General features: G+C 66.8%; 22 protein-coding genes and 1 tRNA gene. 12 read left to right on the forward strand and 11 right to left on the reverse strand.

Translation table 11 applies throughout. From position 1 onward, the window contains the following. Positions 1 to 64: 64 nt before the first annotated feature. Complete coding sequence (locus J4G12_00505; protein MCE2454289.1) at positions 65 to 1,345, reverse strand: PepSY domain-containing protein; 1,281 nt, start codon at positions 1,343 to 1,345, stop codon at positions 65 to 67. A 172-nt stretch (positions 1,346 to 1,517) separates the two neighbouring features. Between J4G12_00505 and J4G12_00510 the strand changes: the two genes are divergently transcribed. After that, complete coding sequence (locus J4G12_00510) at positions 1,518 to 3,614, forward strand: Ig-like domain-containing protein (GenBank protein MCE2454290.1); 2,097 nt, start codon at positions 1,518 to 1,520, stop codon at positions 3,612 to 3,614. 133 nt (positions 3,615 to 3,747) lie between these two features. On the opposite strand, the gene J4G12_00515 is transcribed toward J4G12_00510, so the two are convergent. After that, on the reverse strand, positions 3,748 to 4,368 hold the full coding sequence (locus J4G12_00515) for a Spy/CpxP family protein refolding chaperone (protein MCE2454291.1): 621 nt from the start codon (positions 4,366 to 4,368) through the stop codon (positions 3,748 to 3,750). A gap of 129 nt (positions 4,369 to 4,497) precedes the next feature. Between J4G12_00515 and J4G12_00520 the strand changes: the two genes are divergently transcribed. From J4G12_00520 to J4G12_00530, 3 genes are all read left to right on the forward strand, one after another. Continuing rightward, complete coding sequence (locus J4G12_00520; protein ID MCE2454292.1) at positions 4,498 to 5,880, forward strand: iron-sulfur cluster-binding protein; 1,383 nt, start codon at positions 4,498 to 4,500, stop codon at positions 5,878 to 5,880. A gap of 188 nt (positions 5,881 to 6,068) precedes the next feature. Further along, a complete protein-coding gene (locus J4G12_00525) occupies positions 6,069 to 6,506 on the forward strand; it encodes an LUD domain-containing protein (protein MCE2454293.1) in 438 nt (145 codons plus the stop codon). A gap of 97 nt (positions 6,507 to 6,603) precedes the next feature. Further along, positions 6,604 to 7,662: an epimerase gene (locus J4G12_00530; protein ID MCE2454294.1), complete on the forward strand. Its 1,059-nt coding sequence runs from the start codon at positions 6,604 to 6,606 to the stop codon at positions 7,660 to 7,662. Between the two features lie 29 nt (positions 7,663 to 7,691). Here J4G12_00530 and J4G12_00535 read toward each other — a convergent pair whose 3' ends face one another. Continuing rightward, entirely contained in the window at positions 7,692 to 8,399 is a 708-nt protein-coding gene (locus J4G12_00535) for a 4'-phosphopantetheinyl transferase superfamily protein (protein MCE2454295.1), read from the reverse strand. Positions 8,400 to 8,664: 265 nt separating this feature from the next. Between J4G12_00535 and J4G12_00540 the strand changes: the two genes are divergently transcribed. Then, entirely contained in the window at positions 8,665 to 9,276 is a 612-nt protein-coding gene (locus tag J4G12_00540; GenBank protein ID MCE2454296.1) for a carbonic anhydrase, read from the forward strand. Between the two features lie 6 nt (positions 9,277 to 9,282). Here the strand turns inward: J4G12_00540 and J4G12_00545 are convergent, their stop codons facing one another. Further along, positions 9,283 to 11,409 (reverse strand): S9 family peptidase, encoded by a 2,127-nt coding sequence (locus J4G12_00545; GenBank protein MCE2454297.1) that lies wholly within the window; start codon positions 11,407 to 11,409, stop codon positions 9,283 to 9,285. Position 11,410: 1 nt separating this feature from the next. Then, positions 11,411 to 12,502, reverse strand: a complete 1,092-nt coding sequence (locus tag J4G12_00550; protein ID MCE2454298.1) for a low specificity L-threonine aldolase — start codon at positions 12,500 to 12,502, stop codon at positions 11,411 to 11,413. 148 nt (positions 12,503 to 12,650) lie between these two features. On the opposite strand from J4G12_00550, the gene J4G12_00555 reads away from it, so the two are divergent. Then, complete coding sequence (locus J4G12_00555; GenBank protein ID MCE2454299.1) at positions 12,651 to 13,334, forward strand: peptidylprolyl isomerase; 684 nt, start codon at positions 12,651 to 12,653, stop codon at positions 13,332 to 13,334. Here J4G12_00555 and J4G12_00560 read toward each other — a convergent pair. From J4G12_00560 to J4G12_00570, 3 genes are all read right to left on the reverse strand, one after another. After that, on the reverse strand, positions 13,318 to 14,955 hold the full coding sequence (locus tag J4G12_00560; GenBank protein ID MCE2454300.1) for a tetratricopeptide repeat protein: 1,638 nt from the start codon (positions 14,953 to 14,955) through the stop codon (positions 13,318 to 13,320). The genes J4G12_00555 and J4G12_00560 overlap by 17 nt on opposite strands. 99 nt (positions 14,956 to 15,054) lie before the next feature. Beyond that, a complete protein-coding gene (locus J4G12_00565) occupies positions 15,055 to 16,458 on the reverse strand; it encodes an aminotransferase class I/II-fold pyridoxal phosphate-dependent enzyme (protein ID MCE2454301.1) in 1,404 nt (467 codons plus the stop codon). 103 nt (positions 16,459 to 16,561) lie between these two features. After that, entirely contained in the window at positions 16,562 to 17,542 is a 981-nt protein-coding gene (locus J4G12_00570; protein MCE2454302.1) for a metallophosphoesterase, read from the reverse strand. A gap of 126 nt (positions 17,543 to 17,668) precedes the next feature. Here J4G12_00570 and J4G12_00575 point away from each other — a divergent pair, with 126 nt between their 5' ends. Further along, entirely contained in the window at positions 17,669 to 17,821 is a 153-nt protein-coding gene (locus J4G12_00575) for a hypothetical protein (GenBank protein ID MCE2454303.1), read from the forward strand. A 138-nt stretch (positions 17,822 to 17,959) separates the two neighbouring features. On the opposite strand, the gene J4G12_00580 is transcribed toward J4G12_00575, so the two are convergent. Beyond that, a complete protein-coding gene (locus J4G12_00580) occupies positions 17,960 to 19,285 on the reverse strand; it encodes a dipeptidase (GenBank protein ID MCE2454304.1) in 1,326 nt (441 codons plus the stop codon). 168 nt (positions 19,286 to 19,453) lie between these two features. Further along, a tRNA-Ala gene (locus J4G12_00585) sits at positions 19,454 to 19,526 on the reverse strand. Between the two features lie 193 nt (positions 19,527 to 19,719). Here J4G12_00585 and J4G12_00590 point away from each other — a divergent pair. Both J4G12_00590 and J4G12_00595 read left to right on the forward strand, forming a co-directional pair. Further along, positions 19,720 to 19,950: a redoxin domain-containing protein gene (locus J4G12_00590; GenBank protein ID MCE2454305.1), complete on the forward strand. Its 231-nt coding sequence runs from the start codon at positions 19,720 to 19,722 to the stop codon at positions 19,948 to 19,950. A 9-nt stretch (positions 19,951 to 19,959) separates the two neighbouring features. Continuing rightward, positions 19,960 to 20,292 carry a redoxin domain-containing protein gene (locus J4G12_00595; GenBank protein ID MCE2454306.1) on the forward strand — a complete coding sequence of 111 codons (333 nt, stop codon included), beginning with the start codon at positions 19,960 to 19,962 and terminating at the stop codon, positions 20,290 to 20,292. Positions 20,293 to 20,372: 80 nt separating this feature from the next. Here the strand turns inward: J4G12_00595 and J4G12_00600 are convergent, their stop codons facing one another. After that, positions 20,373 to 20,531: a hypothetical protein gene (locus tag J4G12_00600; protein ID MCE2454307.1), complete on the reverse strand. Its 159-nt coding sequence runs from the start codon at positions 20,529 to 20,531 to the stop codon at positions 20,373 to 20,375. Between the two features lie 143 nt (positions 20,532 to 20,674). Between J4G12_00600 and J4G12_00605 the strand changes: the two genes are divergently transcribed. The 3 genes from J4G12_00605 (at position 20,675) to J4G12_00615 (ending at position 22,855) form a co-directional block, all read left to right on the forward strand. Then, on the forward strand, positions 20,675 to 20,893 hold the full coding sequence (locus J4G12_00605; protein ID MCE2454308.1) for a winged helix-turn-helix domain-containing protein: 219 nt from the start codon (positions 20,675 to 20,677) through the stop codon (positions 20,891 to 20,893). 164 nt (positions 20,894 to 21,057) lie between these two features. Next, positions 21,058 to 22,539, forward strand: coding sequence for an SAM-dependent DNA methyltransferase (locus J4G12_00610; GenBank protein MCE2454309.1), 1,482 nt, complete (start codon positions 21,058 to 21,060; stop codon positions 22,537 to 22,539). Between the two features lie 7 nt (positions 22,540 to 22,546). Continuing rightward, positions 22,547 to 22,855 carry a nucleotidyltransferase substrate binding protein gene (locus J4G12_00615; protein ID MCE2454310.1) on the forward strand — a complete coding sequence of 103 codons (309 nt, stop codon included), beginning with the start codon at positions 22,547 to 22,549 and terminating at the stop codon, positions 22,853 to 22,855. The last annotated feature ends 3 nt before the right edge of the window (positions 22,856 to 22,858 follow it).

Below are 22,858 nucleotides of genomic sequence, written 5' to 3' on the forward strand. Positions count from 1 at the left end.
ATCCGAAAGACAGGTCGGGCTCGTTCCGGGTAGACCGTGAATCTACCGATTCGGGTGGATGCGGTCAAGACTGGATCCGGGCGGATGCCGGATCGGGATTCGCCGCTGTCACCCGACCGCGCCACCGGCGCAACCGTCTGAAGGCCATCGAGAGCCCCGTCCACACCATGAAGCAGGCGCCGAGGCTGAAGATACCGGCGGCGAGCTGTCCGGCCGCACCGAAGTACTCTCCGGTATGCGCATGCTGAAAAATCTCCCGGGCGCGGCGCGCGGGCGCGACGGCCGAGAACGGCGTCCACTCGCGAGGGACGCCGGACGCGGCATCGACAACCAGGACGCCGGTCATCTGCGGCCGGCCACGCCCACCGCCCGCGATCAGCGCCTCGACCGTGCCGTCCCTGCGGACCGGCAGCGCCAGGGTCAGGGTCTGCCAACCGTCCACCCACTCCTCGGCCGACCGCAGGACCGCACCGAGGTCGGGATCGTCCTCGTCCGACGCCGAAGGCGGCGCCTCCGAGGCGCCCTCCGGTCTTTCCACCCTTGCAGGTTCGCTCGCAGTTCCCGGCTCGGCCGGGACCTCGAGCGCCGTTCCCGGCCACCCACCAGCCGGAAGCGCCTGGCCTGCCGCCGGATAAACGCGGTCCGCCAGCTCCGGGTAAGACACGAGAGATCCCGTCAGAACGATCACGCTCAGCGGAAGGATCGACCATACGCCCACCACGCGATGTCGGTTGTTGTCTCTGGCAGCCCTGCCTTCGCAACTTCTGAAAAGGAACCCGGCAAGGAACGCCCGCCGGCCGCCCTGCTTCGGCCACCAGAGTATGGGCCCGGTTACGAGGAGAAGGAAGAAGAGGATGTTCGCCGCGCCGCTCACGGCCCGTCCGTCGCGCACCATTCGGCCGGGTACGTTGAACCAGCGGTGCCACTCCCGGACCTCCTCGTAGAACGCCGTCGGGTTGGCGGTGCCGACCACTTCGCCGCGGTAGGGATCGACGAACACGTGACGGTACCTTCCCGAGCTCACCCTTGCCGGGGCCTGAGGATCGGAGCGGTACCGGAGGTCGGTCGCGACGAATGGGGATTCGAGCTCCGCCGACCACTCCCGGACCACGTTCAGCAGGAATGCGGGAGCGATTTTCCGAGCGGGCGGATCGGACGTGACGGGAGGCGCGACCTGGTGGCGGCGCTCGGCGATGGCGGTGACCATGCCCTCGGTCGAGAGGATCGCTCCGGTCGCCGCCATGACGAGCACGGGCACCCCGGCCGCCGCGCCCACCGTCAGATGGAGGACGAAGACGAAATCGCGGAGAATGCGGCTGCGGCGCACCCTGCCGGTCGAGGTCATTCGAGATGGGTCAGGGTCGAGGGCGGGCGAGTTCGGCAAAAGGGATTCGTTCTCGGGGCTTCCGGGGGCGGTCTCCTCGTTCTAGCTTGACTGAGGCTGGCTGCATCGGCAAGCCCCCGGCCCGAATACCGTCAGACCGCCTCGCTCGGCGGGCACTTCAACACAGACCGTCATGCTCCGCAACCCGACTCGACCGCATCGCGCCGCCACCGCGCTGATCCTCCCCACGGTTCTGCTCACCCAAGCGGTTCCCGGACCGGAGCTGGCGGCCCAGACCCCGTCCACCGACTCGATCCCGCGGCTCACGGTCGAGCCGACTTCGGCGACGATCGAGATCGGCGAGAGCTTCAACCTGACGGTCAACGTCATCGACAGCGACGGCGAGACGACCACCTCCTTCCCGCCGCTGATCCTTCCCAGCGCGAGGGACGCCCTGTCGATCGACGGCATGGAAGTGACGGGACTCAGGGTGGGCGAGTACGCAATTTACGTCACTACGGCCGAGTACACCATTTACGCCGCCGACTTTCTCCGTGACACCGGCGAGGGGCACGTCGTCGAGGTTCCGGTCACCGTAACTCTGCCCCCGGTGGTCTCGGTCGAGGTGAGGCCGGAGCTCGAAACCGTGATCGTCGGTCACACGGTCCCGCACGAGGCGGACGCCTTCCATGAACGCGAAATCATCCGGACGGACGTGACGGCGGTGTGGGTCTCCTCGAATCCCGAGATCGCGACGGTCGATCCCTTCGGAAACGTGCGCGGGTTCGGGATCGGCGAGGCCACGATAACGGCCACGGTCGCGGGAATCTCGGGCAGCGTCACCCACGAGGTCGGGGCTTCGCCGGCCGCTTCGCTGGCGATCGAAGGAGGAGCGCGCGAAGTCAGAACCGGAGACGTCCAGAATTTCACCGTCCTCGCGCTTACGACGGAGGGCCGACCCGTCCCGGAGGTTCCCGTCAGTTGGGCCTACGCTTACCAGCCCGACGACTCGGTGCGGGCCCCCGCCGGTACCGCCCAGATCGAGCACGGCCGCATGGTGGCCGACGTTCCCGGCCTCTTCACCGCCATCGCCACCTCGGGAAACCTCAGGGCCGAATACTCCTTCCGAGTGGTCTCCCGCAACGCGGTGCGCAAGCTCGAGGTGATCGGCCAGGGCCGCGAGAGCCGGGTCTTCACGACCGACATCTGGGTGTGGGAAGGGCTCGACGGGCGCGACTACGCGATGACGGGCTCGAAGATGGGCGACGGCGTCACCTTCGTCTGGGACGTGACCGACCCCGCCGGCATCTTCATGACCGACTCGGTGATGATCGACGCGCGCACGACCAACGACGTCAAGGTCTCGCCCGACGGTCGCTACGGCGCGATCTCGCGGGAGGGGGCGTCGAACCGCCGCAACGGAGTCGTCATCCTCGACCTCGCCGACCCGGCCCATCCCCGCATCGCCTCCACCTACGACGAGGGGCTGACCGGCGGCGTACACAACATGTTCGCCACCGACACGCACCTCTTCGCGCTCTCCGGCGGCGACAAGTACGTCATCCTCGACATGAGCGATCTCGGCGCACCGCGCTACGTTAGCGAGTACAATCATCCGGACTCGCGCGTACACGACGTGTGGGTTCACGACGGACTCGCCTACTCCGCCGAATGGCGCACCGGGGTCGTTGTCGTCGACGTGGGGAACGGGCGCTGGGGCGGGTCGATCGAGGCGCCCAGACTGGTCACCACCTTCTCCACCACGACGGGATCGACTCACGCCGTCTTTCCCTACTACCAGGAGTCCACCGGACGATTTCTGCTGATAGTGGGAGACGAGCGGGTGCAGAGGCGCGGGCTCGCCTGGGAAGGCACCGGGCCGGACCACAGGACGCGGTACGATCCCGAGACCGGAAAGGGCGGATATCCGCGAGCGACCTCCGGCTACACTCAGATCTTCGACTTCACCGACCCGGAAAATCCTGTCCAACTGGCTCGCTACGAGGTGAGCGAGTACGGCACGCACAACATGTGGGTCGAGGACGACATCCTCTACCAGGCCTACTACGAAGGCGGGGTGCGCATGGTGGACATCTCGGGCGATCTCATGGGTAACCTTTACACCCAGGGACGCGAGATCGCCGTGATGAAGGCGCACGATCCGCTGGGATACATCCCGAACTCGCCGGCGGCCTGGAGCGTCATGCCGTGGAAGGGAAACATCCTCTTCAGCGACATCAACTCCGGGGTATGGGCGGTGCGTCTCAGGCCGGTCACGCCGATCTCGTGAGGTGCGCGCATCGACGTACCGCAGTTCAGCGTGCGAGCGGTCTTCGAGGCCGTAGTGAACCAGTTTGGAGTCCGCTCCGAACTGGCGCAAGCTTGCCTCCGCATTCGAGGGAAGGGCCGAGGGTTCGTTCTTCTCACCCCCTCACTCCCCTACCCCGCCAGCGGTCCGCTCTGCCGGCTGCCCGAGCGTGGCCGCGTCCGACGGCCGCTCGACTCGCACCCGCTCGATCTCGGAGCATCGGGCTCGCCATTTCCATCTGTTCTTCGGTGAGGATTTCGCCGATCCGTTCGCGCAGCTCGGCTCCGCCTCCGGCGAGGAGACGTGCCGCCAATCGCTCGCGCACTGCCGTGCCCGCCTGGCTTCTCTCCATTTGACCGGATGCGAGCAAGGACCGCATCTCCGCCATTTCGGTTGCCGCTTCGATGCGCTCGGCGAGCTTCTCCTGTCGAATGGCGTCGAGCGCACCGAACTGCTCGTCGGTAAGGCCGAGGCGCTCGCGAGCCCGCATGACGGCTTCCACGCCGCCGGGGGTCCTGTCCGCTCTCCCCATCCACGCCGTTCCAACACGAGGGGCGGCTCGGCGCGCGCGGTCCATCCCGGCGCCGCGGGCCCGAAGAGCCATGCGGGCGCGAGCTTCGCGGCGGTCGACCTGGGCGGAGAGCTCGGTGTAGGAGCCGACAGGCGCCGGAAGCTCCGGGGCGGTCGCCAAGGCGGCGAAGGTGAGGAGGGCGCGGGAGGTGACTCTTAGGGTCATGTGAAAAAGCTCCGGTGGAGTGTGTGGTGCCGTTCGTTAAGCGAGCCGGAGATCGACCGGCTCTCGGCGGTTCGTTCTCAAGACTGGAAGGGGGTGGGGTTCGTTAGGTGAAGGAGGTTAGGTTCAGTGATGGCGAACGACCTGACCCCGACCGGCGGGACGAACGGATCACCTTCCCGCTACCGCTCGAACGCGGCGAAGCTCGCGGCGAACCCGCAGGTCAGAGAGTCCGTCACCTCGGCGACTCTGAGCTTCGAGGCCCGCCGCGCGTTCGCCTTCGACGAGATCGACGCCGAACGCTGGAGGGACTGGGCTGCAGCGGTGCGGAGCCATGCCATCACGCACCTCGACCGATACCTGGAGCAGGCGGAAGCCGCTCTCACCACCAACGGCGTACAGGTGCACTGGGCGGCCGACGCCCGAGACGCGCTTGCCGTTCTGGGTGACGTCATCGAGGCTCGCGGCGTCCGGTCGGCGGTGAAGGCCAAGAGCATGGTGAGCGAAGAGCTCGGCATGAACGAGTTCCTCGAAGCCGAGGGAATAAGGGTCAGGGAGACCGATCTGGGCGAATACGTGATCCAGCTTCTCGGGGAGCCGCCATCTCACATCGTCGGTCCCGCCATCCACCGGAGCCTCGACGACTGCCGGGCTCTCTTCCACGAGCGGTTGGGAACGCCGGCGGACGCTTCGCCCGACGCGCTCGCGGCGGCCGCGCGCGACACTCTCAGGCGGGAGTTTCTGGAGGCCGATCTCGGCATATCGGGGGGCAATTTCATCGCCGCCGACACCGGCACCGTCGCGCTCATCGAAAACGAAGGCAACATCCGACTGTGCACCTCTCTGCCGAAAACCCACGTCGCCTTTGTGGGCATCGAAAAGGTGGTCCCGCGCTTCGCCGACCTCGCCGGCCTCCTCCAGCTCACCGCTCGAGCCGCGACCGGCCAGCCCATCGGCAACTACGTCTCGCTCCTCCAAGGGCCGCGACGCGATGACGAACCCGACGGACCCGAGGAGCTGCACGTCGTGCTGGTCGACAACGGACGCACCGACGCGCTCGCCGATCGCGAGGCCTGGGAGGCGCTCCGCTGTGTGAGATGCGGAGCCTGCCTGAACTCCTGCCCGGTCTACCGGCAGACCGGCGGCCACGCCTACGGCTGGGTCTACTCCGGTCCCATCGGCGCGATACTGGCGCCCGCCATGCTCGGCCTCGAAGAGGCGATGCCGCTTCCGTTCGCCTCGACCCTCTGCGGCGCGTGCGAAGAGGTCTGTCCGGTACGCATTCCGATCCCGTCTCTTCTCAGATACTGGCGACGCCGGGCTGTGGAGGCGGGCCTGGTGCCCATGAGCGAGAGCCTGGGAATGGCGGCGTTCTCTCGTCTCGCCGAGCATCCTCGGATGTTCAAGGGGGCGGGAGCGGTTCTCACCGGCACCGTCGAAAGGCGGGCACGCGTGCTGAGACAGCTTCCCGTGATCGGCCATTGGCTGGGTGAACGCGAGCTCCCGGAGCGATGAGTACGGCGCGCGATCTCATCCTCGGGCGCGTGCGGGCCGCAGTGGCGGCGCTGGAGCGCGTTGCCCACCCCGGCGACTTCGTGAACGCGCACCCGCACACGGACGCTTCCGTCGATCTCCATCCCAGGCGCTCCAGGGCGGCGCTCTTCCGGAAAAAACTGAAACAGGCTGGTGGCGAAACGGTTTCGATGGCGGACTGGGACGAAACCAGGGACTGGATCGCCGAGCTCGCCGCCGCGCACGCACCGGTGGTTGCGGGAGCCGCGGTTCCGGCCGGGCTGGTGGAGCCGACGCCCGGTTCGACACCGAGTCAGGCGGGTCTCGCGGTGTCGATGGCGGCCTGCGCCGTCGCCGAGACCGGGAGCGTTCTGCTCGACGCCCGCGACGGTCGCCGCACGCAGTTGCTCGCGCCGATCCACGTGGTGCTCGTGCGCGACGACGCCATCTTCGAGACGCTCGCCGAGGCTCTGGCCTGCGCGAGCGCGGACCTGCCCTCCGCGCTGGGGCTCCACTCCGGTCCTTCCAAGTCGGCCGACATCGGCCAGGTCGTGGTCAAAGGCGTTCACGGTCCGGGCCGGCTGATCGTGGGAGTGGTCGCGATTGCCCCCGCATCGAACCCGTCATAAGATCATCTTCATGAACCATCGACCAGACAGACGCGAATTCGTCGGGGCCTCCCTCAAGGCCGGAGCCGTCATCGGGTTGACCGGCGGCCTGGGCCAGATGGGTTGCGCCCCGGCCCCCGAGCCTCTCCGCATACTCATCCTCGGAGGGACGAGCTTTCTCGGTCCTCACCAGGTGAAGTACGCGCTGGACCGCGGTCACGAGGTCTCCATCTTCACCCGCGGCCGGACCGAACCGCCCTTCTTCCACGACTACTTCGAGCGGACCGAACAGCTCGTCGGAGACCGAAACGAAGACCTGGCAGCGCTGGAGGGGCGCGAATGGGACGCGGTGCTCGACAATTCCGCCACTCTTCCCCGCTGGGTGAGAATGACTGCTGAGCTGCTGCGCGACCGGGTCGACCGCTACCTATTCGTGTCGTCGATCTCGGCGTATCGGGACTTCGGAGAGGCCGGCATCGACGAGAACTACCCGGTGGCCGAGCTCTCCGCTCCGGATGTGGAGGAGATGCGCGAGTACGGGGCCCTGAAAGCGGCGGCGGAGGCCGTCGCCAGTTCGGTGTTCGGCGCATCGGCCATCAACGTGCGTCCCGGCCTGATCGTCGGGCCGGGCGACAACACCGATCGCTGGACCTACTGGCCGGTCCGTCTCGATCGCGGAGGCGAGACGCTCGCCCCCAACGTTCCGGAGGATCCGGTACAGAACATCGACGTTCGCGACCTGGCGAGATGGACCGTGGATCTGGTCGAGACGCCGGGCAACGGCGGTACCTACAACGCCGTCGGCGATCCCGGGGCGTTTGGAACGATGCTCGACGAGATCCGCGCGGCGATCAGCTCCGAAGCGACCTTCATCTGGGTCCCGACGGAGTTCATGGCGGAACACGGCGTCCGTCCGTGGGGCCACCTGACCAATTGGGTTCCGGTGGAAGGGGAGACCCTCGGGATGAACCAGGTGGCCAACGACGCCGCAGTGGCCGCCGGACTCGCCTTCCGTCCGATCGGCGAGACCGCGCTGGACACGCTGGAGTGGTGGAAGACCCTATCGGAGGAACGCCGAGCCGCTCCCCGAGCCGGACTTCCCGACGCTCTGGAAGAAGAGGTGCTCGCGGCCTGGGCGGACCGGTCGGCGGGCCTCCAGCCGGGAGAGGATTTCTAGCTGGACGACCAGCGCTCCCGTAGATCCGGTCAGCCGGAACCCGGGTCCAGCCGAAACGCGAGCGCTGCGGCGAAGCGGGTCGTGCCCAGGTCTTCCAGCCTGTACTCGTCGTCCGGAAGGTGCGGGAAACGGAAGCTCGCCGACCGTTCGCCGTCCAGTATCGAGCGCGGCACCTCGAATCGGGCCGGAGAGAGGGCGAATCCGGTGCCGAGAGCCTTGATGAGGGCCTCCTTCAGGCTCCAGAGCCGGTAGAAGACATCCGCCTTCCGGCTGGAGGCGGCCTCTAGCGAACGGCGTTCAGTCGGGCCGTAGACCCTGCTCCCGATTCCGTCGAAATCCCTGGCCGGAGCACGCACCTCGAGGTCCACGCCGAGCCCGTCGTGTTCCGAGAACGCGATCAGACCGTGCTGCCCGGAATGGCTCACATTGAAGCTCACCCGTGACGGGACGCCGTCGACGACGGCGTAAGGCTTGCCGTGCTCTCCGTATCCGAAGGCCAGCTCCCGATTTTCGCACCCGAGCCTCGCGCAAAGGTTAATCCTCAGCGCCGCCCGGCAAAGCGCGAACCTCCGGCCGGACCCATCGACCACGAACCCGCGCCACCGCACTCGCTCCGCTTCGTCCAGGAGCTCCAGGGCGTACTCTTCCCGTTCCGGGTCGGGCCGGAGATCGACGTGGAGGATGGGCGAGCCCCTGGCCGTGCGCCAACCGCTCCACCAGGTCGGTTCGGATGTCATTTTTCGCCAGACCTCCTCCGTGGGCGCGATGGCGATGCAGTCGGTGTTCTCATCTGCCGCGGAATATATCAGGTGCGTCGAAGGTTGGAACCGAGCAGGCGCTTGACGGATGCCGCCCGCAGCCGCCACACCGCTCGCGGTGCTCGTGCGAGTTTCGTCAAGGGCCGCTAGGTTGCGATTCCGGCGCGGCAAATCGAGTTCCGACGCCTGGATCGCCGGGGATGCCCACGAAACCACCGTCCATGAGACACCGACCAGCCCCATCATGCCCGACCTCCGCCACCTGCTCGCCGGCAACCGAGCCTGGGCCGCCCGCATCGCCGAGACCGACCCCGACATCTTTCGCCGCATGGCCAAGGGTCAGAATCCGGAGATCCTGTGGATCGGCTGCTCGGACAGCCGCGTCTCGGCGACGCAGGTGCTCGACCTGCCGCCGGGAAGGGTCTTCGTACACCGGAACATCGCCAACCTGGTCGTTCCCGACGACGAGAACTGCCTCTCGGTCCTGCAGTACGCGGTCGAGGCGCTCGACGTGCGGCACATGGTCGTGTGCGGCCACTACGGCTGCGGCGGCATACGGGCTTCGCTGGGGAACTCGGCTCAGGGACCCATCCGGCAGCGGATCGAACATGTCCGGCGGGTGCGTCGGCTGCACCGCGAAGAACTTGCCGATCTGGAAGGCGTGGCGCTGGAACGCCGTCTCGTCGAACTGAACGTCGTCGAGCAGGTGCGCAACCTGGCCGCCACCCGGGTCCTGCGAGACCGATGGCGGGAAGGAACGGGGCCTGACCTGCACGGATGGGTTTACGAGATCGCGGAAGGGTTGCTCAAACCTCTCTGCCGGCAGTCCGGCGGCGGCGCTCTGGTGCCGGCCTGAGACTCCTTACGACACCACCTTCTTCTCCTTCTTGGGCCGCTCCCACGGCGTCCAGTCGATGCCGAGCGCGTACTTCTGTATCCAGCGGATCTCCTCCACGTCGCGCGTGCGCTGGTGCCGGGGCTCGCGGAAGCCGTGCGGCTCGCGCGGGAAGCGCAGGTAGCGCACGTCCTTGCCCTGATCCTTCAGGGCCTGGAAGAACATCATGCTCTGCTGCTCGGTATCGGTGCGATCCGCCATCCCGTGCAGAATAAGGGTGGGCGTGGTGACGTTGGCGACGTGGGTCAGTGGCGAGCGCTCCCGCCATGCTTCCGGGTTGTCCCAGGGCGTGCCGCCGATGTACCAGAGCCGGACGTCGTGGTTGAAGCCGGGTCCGTACTCCGAGGTCCAGTCCGACACCATGGCGCCCACCGAAGCGGCCTTGAACCGATCGGTCTGCGTTATGGTCCATCCCCCGAGGATGCCCCCGTAGCTCCAGCCTCTCAGCGCGAGACGGTCCGGATCGGCGATGCCTTGCGCCACGAGATCGTCGACGCCGGTCATCAGATCCTGGTAGTCGCCGCCGCCGATATCGTACATGTTGCCGCGCAGCAGCTCGTCGTCGTAGCCCGAGCTCCCGCGCACGTTGGGCGAGAGCTGCGCGTAGCCGAGCCCGGCCCACACCTGGTTGCGTCCTGAAAAGGTGTTGGAGAAGGAGCCCGCCGGACCGCCGTGGATGTGGAGCAGCAGAGGATGGTCGCCGTTCCGCTCCTCGGCATCGAGCGGCAGCATGAGGATCCCCTCGATCTCGGTCCCGTCCGAGCTCGTCCAGGTCACCGTTTCGCCGTCGGCGAGCGAGAAACTCTCCGTCTGCGGATTGGCCCGAGTCAGCCTGACCGCGCCTTCGCCGTCGGTGTCCGAGACCCAGAGGTCCGGCGGAGTGTCGAAGTCCTGGTAGGTGTAGACCATGCGCTCGCGATCGCGAGAGAACGAAGCAGGCGAGAGCGACCCCACGACGCTCGTGAGCTGTTCCACGTTCCCGTTCCGGACTTCGAGACGGTAGAGATTGCGGTTGGTGCGTCGCTGAGCTCCAAAGAGGATCGAGCCGCCGTCGGGCGTCCAGACGAAGCCGCCGATATTCCCGCTGAAGGCGTCGGAGACCGACCTCCTCGTCCCGTCGTCGACATCCGCCACCCAGATCCTCGCCAGGCGCAGCTCCCACTCGTCGTCGCTGACGGCGGTGTAGGCCAGACGTTCGCCGTCGGGCGACCACCGTATGCGCGACTCCGGCACCCGGTTGTCGGTGAGCCGGCGCACCTCGCCGTCCGCGATGCGGAGCAGGTGGATCTCCGAGAGATTGCTCTGGTTGCGCCTGTTCTCGTCGCGAGCGGTGAACGCGACCCGAGAACCGTCGGGCGATACCGCGATCTGGCCGATCCTGTGGTCCTGCTCGGTCAGCCGGGTCGCCTCCCAGGTCGTGTCGGAGTCGGGGAACGCGGCGTCGACGATCCAGAGGTTGGACCAGGAGCCCTCGCCTTGGCCGTTCGGGCCCTCGTCGACCCAGATGGCGTCGGCGCCCTTTTCATGCTCCGCTTCTTCCTCCTCGCTGCGAGGCTCGTTCGCAATGAAAACGATGCGGACGCCGTCCTCGCCCGCCCAGGCGAAGCTGCCGACCGAACTTTCGTGATCGGTGAGCCGGACCGCCTCTCCGCCGTCGGTCCGCATTACGAAGAGCTGCTGCTTGCCGTCGACGTTCCTGCGGAAGGCGATGCGATCGCCGGTCGGGGAGAAGGTGAACGCCGAGCCGCCGTCCTCGCCTATGAAGCGGAAGGGCCGGCCGCCCTCGGCCGGTACCTTCCACCAGGTCGTCTTGCGCTCGTTCTCGTCCCAGGCCAGATCGGAGCGCGAGTAGAGCACCCATTCTCCGTCGGGAGAGATGGTCGCGCCGCCCACCGAAACCATGTCGAGCACGTCGTCCGTGGTCATGGGGCGCTGTTGCTGAAGCCCTGCCGTCGCATCCTGGGCTCCGGGCACGCCGGCTGCCGAGAGCACGCGCGGTTCGTGAACCGGGGCCGCCGAAGCGGAGACCGCGAGCTGCAAGAACACCACGACGGTCGCGGCAGCCGAAAACACCTGGGTTGGGTTGGAACCCATGTCAGTTTCTCCTCTCTTGATGACCGGCCGAGCCGGAAACGGCCGAACCGGCGACGCCCGCGATCACCTCGCAGGCCTTCTCGATACACTCGTCCGAAATGTCTCGGTGCACGACCGCCCGCACCGCGCTTCCCCCGACCGGGAGCATGTGAACCCCGGCCTCGCGGCATCTCCTCACGAACACGGCCGTCGGCATGTCGGTCACGTCGAAGCGCACGATGTTCGACTCGACCGTCTCCAGGTCGATCACCAGCCCGGGACGGACGGCCAGGTCTTCCGCGAGCGTTCGGGCCCGGCGGACGTCTTCTCCGAGCTCCTGCCGATGATGTTCGAGCGCGTGGAGAGCGGCTGCGGCGATCACCCCGGCCTGGCGCATCCCGCCCCCGAACTGCTGCTTGAAACGGCGCGCTCGAGCGATCAGTGGGGCCGAACCCGCGAGAGCCGAACCCACCGGTGCTCCCAGTCCCTTGCTGAAGCAGACGTTCACCGTGTCGAACGGCTCGGCGAAGACCCGCTCGGACACCCCGCTGGCTGCGGAGGCGTGCCAGAGCCGAGCTCCGTCCAGATGGAGGGCCAGGTCGCAGCGCCGGCCCGCGGCGCAGACCTCGCGGAGCCGCTCCAGAGGCCACACCGCTCCGCCGGCCGCGTTGTGGGTGTTCTCCAAGCTGAGCGCGGCGCGAGGAGATGAGAGATGCGGAGGCACGTACTCGTGCAGGACCGGCATGGCGTTCAAGACGTCGTCGGGCGAGAAGACGCCGCGCAACCCGGGGAGCGGCTTGACCGTGGTTCCCGAGAGCGCCGCCGCGCCTCCCGCCTCGTTGTTGACGATGTGGCTGTTTCCGTCGATGAGCAGGAGATCGCCGGGCTCGCAGTGAACCCGCACCGCGATCTGGTTGGACATGGTGCCGGTGGGCACGTAGACGGCGTCCTCCTTGCCCAGCAGCTCCGCCGTCCTGGCCTCGAGCGCGAGAACGCCGGGGTCGTCGCGATACACGTCGTCCCCGACCGGGGCGGCGGCCATTGCGGTGCGCATCGCCTCCGACGGGCGGGTCACGGTGTCCGAACGCAGATCGATCGTTTCCACCTGTTCCATGGTCCTCGCTCTCATGCGCTGCTCGTCCGACATCCGGTTACCAGGCGCCGACTCCTCACCCGCCATGTCTTCGTCTAGACCTCGGGACCCGGAACCGGGCAGGAGGGGTCTCATAAGCTAAACGCTCCACCCACTTCCGACGACACCCATGAACCTTCACCGCCTCGTGCTCACCGGACTCCTCTGCACGCTCTTCGCCCCCGCCGCCTGCTCGCCCGCCGAGGAGGAGAGCGCCGACGAAGCGACCTCCGACCGCAACCCGCTCCTCTTCGCTCGGACCATCCAGCGCTCCGGCCCGGCACCGGACCGATTCCGGGTCCGCTTCGAGACCACCGCAGGCGAGTTCGTCGTCGAGGCTCATCGCGAGTGGTCGCCGCTCGGAGTCGACCGGTTTCACCAATTGGTGCGGGCCGGCTTCTACGACGACACCCGCTTCTACCGGGTCGTGGACGGCTTCATGGCGCAATTCGGGCTCAACGGCGACTGGCAGGTCAACTACGTGTGGAAGGACGAGAATCTCCAGGACGAGCCCGTAGTGGGGTCGAACACCCGGGGACGGCTCGCCTTCGCCAAGGGAGGTCCGCACACGCGCACCACCGAGCTCTACGTGAACTTCGCCGACAACTCCCGGCTCGACGTTCTGGGTTTCTCACCCTTCGCCGAGGTCGTCGAAGGGATGGAGGCGGTCGATCGGATCTATTCGGGCTACGGGGAAGGGCCGCCCGCCGGAGACGGCCCCTACGCAGCCATGATCCACGCCCGGGGGAACGCCTACCTCGACGAGGAGTTCCCCGAGCTGACCAGGATCATCCGAGCTACCGTGATCGAGTGACCGCCCCCGAGCCGGCCGCGTCGGTCCACCGGTCCATGAAGGCGCGGGCTTCGTCGAGTCCGCCGATCCCCTCGCGTCCTTTCCAGATCTCCAGGACTTCGGCGTAAGCCTCAGCCGCCTTGGCATCGTCTCCGACACGAACGTGAGCGCGGGCCAGCCCGAGCAGCGACCGGGGCCTTCTGGGCATGCGCATGAGCGAGGTCTCGAACTTCTCCACAGCCTCCTCGAACATCTCGAGCTCGATCATCATCTCGCCGGCGAGCTCGTGCACCGGCTTTACCGGGTTCGCGGCGCCGCGTGGCGGAGCCATGGCTTCGACCGTCTCTTCGGCATCCTTCATCAGGGCCACGGCACCCTCGTCACCCGTGCTCGCCTTGAGCAAGGCCCCAACCTGACGATGCGCCGCATGTGAGTAGCCCGTGCCACGTGAACGCTCCGCCAGGGCGGCCTCGGCGGCGGCAAGCGCCCCCGTGTCTCCAAGGCGCCATGCGCTGATGCCGATAGCCAGGAGTTCGTTCATGCCCGAGTCTTCCGTGATCCGGCTTCCAGGATCTTCCATCCAGCTCTCGGTCTCGACCACATAACGCGCCTTGAGCAGCGGCAGGGCTCCCATCGCCCGCGCCGTTCCCGCCGATCCGCGAGCTCCCCCGGCGGCGAAGCCTTCGTTGTCCACCATCTCGGTCAGGCGTTCGATCCACAGACGCGCCTTCGCGTAGTCACCCCGCTGGAGGTCGCCGTACTGACCCCAGTCGAGCGAGTGTACGGCATCGCCCAAGGCGTCACCCGGCTCCCAGAGTTCGACCGCCACGTCGTAGGCCGCCTGATTGTGGCCCGAAACCAGCTCCCACATTCCGTGCTGGATGAAGATGTGGGTGGGCATGTGGCGAGCGTGCGATACCGCCGGAGCGATGTCGGCGAACTTGTGGGCCGCCTCGAGCGCGATCGGCGCCATCAGGGGGTTGTCGAAGGCATGGATGGTGTAGTGGGCGGCGCCCGGATGGAGCGGGTTGTCGGCGTGCAGTCCGATGGCGATCGCCCCGGCCCGGACATTCAGCCTCTCGCTCAGATCGCCGGTCGCGCGGGCAGCCCCCAGCAGGGCCAGCGAGTAGAACGCCGCCACCTCTGGATCGTCGGGGTACGCCTCGTGGAGAGCGGCCATCGCTTCCATGTAGCCGACGCGCCGATCAACGTGGTCGCCCTCTCCCCAGAGGATCTCGACCGCGTTCAGAAAGCCCTTCTCGCGCTCGGTGGGCGCCTTGGCCATGCGTTCCGCCCTCGTGGCTCCCAGCCGCAGGAGGGTCTCCCGGGGCTCGGTCGGGTCCATCTGGGTGACCAGCGGGTGGTTGTACGAGAGCGACTCTCCCCAATACGCCATCGTGAAATCGGGATCGACGGCCTGCGCGGCGTGGAACTGCTCGCGCGCCTGCTTCCAGCCAAAGCTGTGCAGGATCGCGACACCCCGAAGGAAATGCTCCTGCGCCTCGCTTGCGGCGGAGGTCGGGAAGGTGATGGCTCCCACGTCCTCGAACTGAGCCCTGCCGGACCCGGGTGCGAGCAGAAGTGCGACGAGGGCGATGGCGAGGGGGGGGCCGAGCCTGAGGGCACGAACGAAATTCTGCATTGGGTTTTCTCCAGATGGTCTCACGATCTTGCTGTTTGCGGTCGTGTCGGGGGATACGAGGTAGGGCGCTGGGCGGCAACGGGCTCCGTCACAGCTCCGTCACAGCGTCGAGACGGCTTCGGCCAAGTTGTCTAGGGCCTTGGCCACCACCGAGCGGGGAGAAGCCAGATTCATGCGCATCCGACCGGCTCCGCCCGTACCGTAGTTGGAACCGGGGTTCAGAAAGACGCGGGCGTTGTTGGCGAACCAGCGCTGGAGAACCTTTTCCGGCGTGACCTCCTCCGTCCCCCGGGCCGTCTCGCGCTCCGCGGTCTCGGCGGCGCCGATGCGGTCGATGAGCTCCGACACCTCCAGCCACGCCAGGTAGGTTCCCTGGCCCTTGCGCAAGTGCGTCATGGGCAGCTCCTTCCGCACGAACTCTTCGGCGTGGTCGTGGTTGGCGCCGAGATATGCGAGAAGCTCGTCGAGCCACTCGTCCCCATCCGTCAACGCGGCGCGCATGGCGACCATGCCCAGCGTGCTCAAGTCGGCCCGGGTATTGTCCTTGACCCGATTCAGGTAGTCCTCGTTGGTGGTGTGATACCAGGCCACCTTCATGGCGGCGAGGGAGAACGACTTGCTGCCCGAAGAGAAGGTCATGCTGTTGGCGACGATCTCCGGGTCGGGCAGGGAGGCGAAGGGGGTGAAGCGGTTGCCTGCGGTGACGAAGTCGCAGTGAATCTCGTCCGAGAGCACGACCACGCGGTGGCGCAGACAGATCTCGCCCAGGCGCATCATGTCCTCCTCCGACCAGCAGTTCCCGGTCGGATTCTGCGGATTGCACAGAATGAAGGAGTTGCAGCGCTGGGCGCGACGTTCGAAGTCGTCGAAGTCGATGGCGTAACGCCCCTCGGAGTCCACGACCAGCGGGCAGTCCTCAGCGACGGTGCGCGTGAACTTGGTGTCGGTGTAGAAGCCCGAGTAGGTTGGAGTGAGGAGCAGCACGCGGGTCCCGGGGGGCGAGAAGGTGTGGAGTGCGGCGATCAGCCCCGGATGCACTCCGGTCGTGAAGACGACCGAACCCGGATCCACCTCGAGTCCGTAGCGGCGCGCGTTCCAGGCCGACACCGCCTCGGAGTACGACGATCCCCGATGCTGGTAGCCCCAGTTCTCGTGAGAGCAGCGATCGGCGAGCGCCTCGGTGACGCACGGGGGCGCCCGAAAATCCATGTCCGCCACGCCCATGCCCGCCTCGATTCCGGGGCCGAAATCCTCCATCGCCTTGTCCCAGCGCACGCTCTCCGTCCCGACTCGCGAGACGACCTCGTCGAAGTCGAACTTCCGGGCGGCGGAACCCGGCACGCCGTTCCCGCCGGCGAGGCCCGTGGGGTCGGCGCGTTCCGATCCGGCCAAGGCGGCCGTCCCGTCGAGCGCCCCGGTTCCCGCTACCGCACCCGCCAGACCGGCGGCGCTCATTCCCTTGACGAAGTCGCGCCTGCCCAGGACTCCCCGGTTCTTCTTCATGTCTTCTACCCGCGTTCGAGCCTACTTCCCGCAATCCCGTCCTACCCTTTCGTTCTAACATTTAATGGGTGGGCAGAAAAAGCAAGCTCGACGCGGTAAACCCTCAGAACCGCAGCCCCGACACGACTCGCGGCGAATAGTCGAACCTCGCCTCGCCGTCCGCGAAGGTGATCGTCACACGGACCCAGCCGACCTGGGGCGAGCCCATCGTCTGGAGTCTCGTGAAGTTATCGAGCGTCCTCCCGGTCCTCCGATCGGCGAGCGGCTGGTCGACGGTGTAGTCGTGATGATCTCCGTGCACGAGCACGACCGGGGCGGAGTAGGCCGCCACCTCCTCCTCGAGCGTCTGCAGATAGGGCTCGAAGGCCTCTCGGTGAGGGGCGGAGTAGGTCGCTTCGTCCGGGAAGGAGTGCGTGAAAATGACGACCGCTTTCGCTTCCGATTCTCTCGCTTCGGCGAACCCTTCGGCGAGCCACGCCGCCGCCGCCTCGGTGCGCCGCCGGGCGGCTTCGTCGTCTGCGGCACTCCTCCCGTCGAACTCGGCGAATCCGTTCCAGCTCCCTACGATGTGGACGGTCATGAAGAGGGCATCGGCCATGGTCCAGCGGGTGTTCTCGACGAACTCGGACCACTCGGGCCGAGAGCCCTGGTATTCCATCTCGAACCCTCCTCCGCTGCCGGTCGTCATCCCGGGCTGGGGGAAGAAGACGCTGCGGAGGGTGTCGAGCCGCTCGAGCGGCTCGTACCCGCCTTCCGCCCTGCCCCAGCAATCGGTCCAGTCGTTGTCGCCGGGAGTGTATAAGACGGGATGCCGCTGGGCTAGCAACCTATTCAGCCGGTTTCGCATCCGGTCGCCCGAGCAAGGTCGCCAGAAGAGGTCGCCGACGTGCACGAGCATGTCCAGGGAATCCCGGTCCAACACCTCCATCAGGTAATCGAACTGACCTTCCTCCCACCAGCGATAAGGCGCGTCGCCCACCACCCCGAAGGTCACGTCTCCCCTGGGGCCGCCCTCTTCCAGAGGAGAGCAGGAGAGAAGAATCGAAATTGCGAGCGCAGGCCAAGCCCGCCGGGCTCCTACCACGGCGTCTCGGGCCCGGGAGGTGCGGGCGACAGGTTTCGGTTGGTCTTCATGATCGGTTCCTTTACTCCCACTGGCTTAAAAGGTTGTCCAGTCGCACTTCACGCGGCCGCCCTCCGAAACCCGGTCGTGTTTCCCATGCTCCTGAAGTTAGGCGCTGATCCCGAGGCGCTCGACCGGGACGGCAGGACGCCCATGGACTACGCTGTTGACAACCTGTGGCTGCAGGGGTGGGACGAAGTAAGATGGTTGCTCGAGGCGAGGGGGAACGAGCCCGGGTAGGAGGCTACCTAAGACCCCGAACGGTGGATGCCGACAATGCGGAACAGGGTCGGTCGGGCCCGGGCGTGGTCATCGCGGACCCTGCAGGTCGGCATGTGAAACTAAGGTGCCGCCGGAGCGACGCCGCGCCGAACCCCGCTACCCTTCCTCGGCCTGGATCCGCCGAGCCACCGCCTGCACCTCGTCGAGCACCCTCAAAAGATTGCCGCCCCAGAGCATGGAGATCTCTTCCTCGGAGTATCCGCGACGCACCAGCTCGAAGGTTACGTTGAAGGTCTCGGAGGCGTCCTCCCAGCCGCCGACGCCGCCGCCGCCGTCGAAGTCCGAGCTGATCCCGACGTGTTCGAGTCCGATACGCTCGACCATGTAGTCGATGTGGTCCACGAAGTCGGCCACGTCCACGTCCGGCGGAACGGAGTCGCCCAGCCGTTCCAAAGCCGCAGCCCGCAGTTCGGCCATGCGCATCCGATACTCTTCCCGCTCGGCGGTGGGAAGCCCTATGACCTCGTTCCGCGGCAAGGTGGAAAACTCCATCTCCTCCGCCAGCTGGGCCTGAACCCGGTTGAGCGCGTCGGTTCGCGCCTGCGTCTTGTCCGTGTGGACGAACCGCCTGAGCGCCACCGCCTGCACCACGCCGCCGTTATCGGCGACCGCGTCGAGAAGTTCGTCGTCGAGATTGCGAGTCACGTCGCTGACGGCACGCGCACCCGAGTGGGAAGCGACCACCGGCGCCCGGCTCAGTTCCAGGGTCTGGAGGATCGACTCCTTGGAAGGGTGCGAAATGTCGATCATGATGCCGAGACGGTTCATCTCGACGACCGCCGCGCGCCCCATCTCGCTCAGACCGTCGTAGACGTACTCGCCGAAGGGCTCGCCCGAGTGGGCGTCCGAAAACTGGCTGGGACCGGTGTGCGCCAGCGACATGTAGCGGGCTCCTCGCGAGTGGAACTCCTCGATCCGCCCGAGATCGGTCCCCAGCGGGTAGGCGTTCTCGACCCCGATCATCGCCACCAGCTTGCCCGACGCCGCGATCCGGCGCACGTCCTCCGAGGTCAGCGCGATCTCGATCTCTTCGGGAGCGAGCTCCTCGGCCATCCAGTGGATGGCGTCGAACTTGTCGACGGCGTTCCGGTAGGCCGCCGCGTATCCCTCCTCGGTGAGCGGTCCTTGACCGGTATAGACCACGAACCAGCCGACGTCGAGTCCTCCAGCCCTCATCTTGGGCAGCGTGACCTGCGTCGGCAGGTCCATCGTGTAGTTGCGCTCGGCGGTGAAGTTGGCGACGCTGATGTCGTCGTGTGTGTCGATGGTGATCACCCGCTCGTGGATCCCCCTGGCCAGCTCGATCAGCTCGTCGCCACCGTCGACCCCGGCTTCGGTGTCGCCGGCGCCGCAACCGGCAAGGCAAAGCGCCAGCACCCCGGCGCGAGGAAAGCCGAAAGCGCGATTGTCCCGAACGTTCATGCCGTCACCCCGAAATGCTGAAGCCGAAAACGATGAAAGAGCGCCCTTTCCCCTCGTGTCCATGTCCTTCACCTTCGTGTCCTTCTTCTTCGCTTTCCAGCTCGGCCCAAGGATTGAGGATGTAGCTGACGCAGGCATGTTTGCTCCGTTTCGGGGGGACGAATCGAGTGGAGCCAGCCGGAATCGAACCGGCGACCTCCTGCGTGCAAAGCAGGCGCTCTCCCATCTGAGCTATGGCCCCGTACGATCCAGCGGGGCGGCCACCCCGACACATGGTCCAATAAGATACCCTCTGTCTCGCGCGTCGGGCAAGCGTGCCGGCGACCTCGCAAAGCCGCGCCCCATCGGCTCGACGGGGGAAGAGTCGGTGTGCCGGGAAACCGGAGTTGTGCGATAATTCAGGCTGGAACTTCCCTCCAGCATCCCGGATCCGCATGAGACGCACACTCTTCGCACTCCTCCTTCTCGTGACCGTCGCCGCAGGCGCCGAGCGCAGCCGCGCGCAGGACACCTCCTCCCTCATCGAGGTCGGCGAGGTGGCGCCCGACTTCGAGCTTGCCGGCGCGACGCGCCACGGAGTCCTCGCCGATCCGGTCAGGCTTTCGGATTACCGGGGCGAAACCGTCGTGCTCGCATTCTTCTTCCGCGTACGAACGCCTGGGTGAACGGTCCAGATGACGGCGTACCGTGATCAGTACGCGAGCATTTTCAACGAGGGCCGCAACGTGGTCCTCATCGGCATCTCCAACGATTCCGTCGAGGCCTTGGGCTCCTGGCTGAAGGACGACGACTTCCCCTTCCTGATGGCGAGCGATCCGACCTCCTCGACCTTCTCGGCGTTCGGCGGAACGCCCCGAGACAACGGCATGGTCGGAAGCCGGGGCGTGATCGTGATCGGTCCCGACGGACGGGTCGCCGACGTGGTAGAGCGGTTCAACCAGAACGACCCGATGGCCTACGAAGCGCTGGCGCAGGTGATCGACCGAGTCACTCCAGAGACCGGGTAGAGCGGACGCTCGGCCGGGCAGCCGGCGGTCGCCCTCGAACCGGCGCACCACCTCGACGGCGGCGAGCGTCTAGCGGCGGTTCATCCTTCGCGAACGGAGTCCGCCTCCCCCCGGTAGGCGACCTGGAAGCTTGAGTCGCTTACGAATCGCTTGAAGTCGGAGGGCGGCTCGCACGGATCTCCGGTCAAGGCCTTGCAGATCAGGCGTTCGAGGCCGCGCACGGTGTGGTCGGTGGGCATGCTGGGAAGGAACAGTAGGCCGACCGATCCCCGGGTGGCGGAAAGAATCGACTCCTGACAACTTACCATGCGGACGCCGGGAAGCGAGGCAAGCGGGATTCGACGCTTACACAGGAAGGGAGACCGGGAGAGGAGGCTGACCGATGACGGCTGAGAAACGGATACCTACCCGTGCGGACCTGCGCTGGCCGACTCTGACGGTGCTGAAGGACCTTGGAGGTTCGGCGTCCATCCAGGAAATCTCGGAACACGTCGCACGGACGATGCAGCTTCCGGATGACGTTTGCGACCTTTCCCATGGCGACGGCCCTCGGTCGGAGGTCGACTACCGTCTCGCATGGGCACGGACCGACCTCAGGTGACCCGTCATTCCAACCGGTCCCGGAAGTTGCACGGCAACCTGCGGCATGTCACATTTGCGACGCTCCCCATCCACTCCGACGGACGAACAAGGACATAGACGAAGTTGGCCATCAAGCAGACCGACAGCGGAGCCACAACCGGCTACGAGGCCGAGTTGTGGGCGATGGCCGACGCGCTCCGCGGCTCGATGGACGCCGCCGAGTACAAACACGTCGTGCTCGGGCTCGTCTTCCTGAAGTACATCTCCGACGCCTTCGAGGAACGCCGTGCGGCGGTGCTGGACGACTGGGGCGAAGAGGCTGCGGAGGACCGGGACGAGTACATCGCCGAGAACGTCTTCTGGGTACCGACGGAGGCCCGCTGGTCGCGGCTGCAGGCCGAGGCGCGGCAACCGACCGTCGGCCAGACCGTGGATCGGGCTATGGCGGCCATCGAGAGGGACAACCCGGTGCTCAAGGAGGTGCTGCCCAAGGACTACGCGCGGCCCGCGCTGGACAAGCAGCGCCTGGGCCAGTTGATCGACATGGTGGGCAACGTTCGCGTCGGGGACGCCGAAGCCCGCTCGAAGGACGTGCTCGGGCGCATCTACGAGTACTTCCTCTCGCAGTTCGCGAGCGCCGAGGGGAAGAGGGGCGGCGAGTTCTACACGCCGCGCTGCGTCGTCAGGCTGCTCGTCGAAATGCTGGAGCCCTATCGGGGACGGGTCTACGATCCCTGCTGCGGCTCTTCCGGCATGTTCGTGCAGTCGGTCGAGTTCATCCGCGCCCACGCCACCGGCAACGCCAACGGCGGTAACGCAAGGGGCGACGTCTCGATCTACGGACAGGAGTCGAACTACACCACGTGGCGGCTAGCCAAGATGAACCTGGCCATCCGGGGGATCGGAGGGCAGATCGCCCACGGCGACACCTTCCACAACGACCGCCACCCGGACCTGAAGGCCGACTACATCCTCGCCAACCCGCCGTTCAACGTCTCGGACTGGGGCGGCGAGCGGCTGGCCGAGGACAAGCGCTGGCGCTACGGCGCGCCGCCGAAGGGGAACGCGAACTTCGCATGGGTGCAGCACATGGTTCACCACCTCGCGCCGAAGGGCGTTGCGGGGTTCGTACTGGCCAACGGATCGATGTCTTCAGGCCAGTCCGGTGAAGGGAAGATCCGAAAGAACCTGATCGAGGCGGAACTTGTGGACTGCATGGTCGCCCTGCCGGGCCAGCTTTTCTACTCGACCCAGATCCCGGCCTGCCTGTGGTTTGTGGCGCGGGACCGCCGGCGGCGCGGTGAGATCCTGTTCATCGACGCGAGGAAGCTCGGCCGGATGGTGGACCGGACGCACCGCGAGCTGACCGGCGAGGACATTGCGTGGATCGTGGACACCTACCACGCGTGGAGGACGCACGAGGACGGCTACTCGGACGTACCCGGCTTCTGCAGGAGCGCGTCGCTTGGCGAGGTCAGGAAGCACGGCCACGTCCTCACGCCGGGCCGGTATGTCGGTGTGGAGCCTCAGGCGGACGATGGCGAGCCGTTTGGGGAGAAGATGGAGCGGTTGGTGGCTGAACTTCGTGAGCAGCAGGGCGAAGGCGCTCGGCTCGATGCCGCGATCACCGCGAACCTGAACGCGCTGGGATTCGGGGGACGGTAACGGCCATGTGTACGACATTCCGGATATCACCCCACTTGAGCGGGCCATCCAACGGCTGGAGGAGGGCCTGGAACGGTACCGGAAGGACACGAGCGACCTCCAGATTCGCGACGGCCTGATGACCTTCCAAGGTCAGATCCGCACGGCGAACGAGCAGGGACTCTTGCTTGGGGCGTGGCCCGAGTGGCGCGACTACCGGAAGATGCGCGGCATGCCGAGTCACACCTACAGCGAGCCCGTCGCGATAAGCGTGGTTGCCGCCATTCCCGGATTCCTCGAAGAGGCGGCCTATCTGCGAGATCGGCTGCGGGACTAGCTG

The sequence above is a fragment of the Gemmatimonadota bacterium genome, assembly GCA_021295815.1.
Taxonomy (GTDB): domain Bacteria; phylum Gemmatimonadota; class Gemmatimonadetes; order Longimicrobiales; family Gaopeijiaceae; genus JAGWBQ01.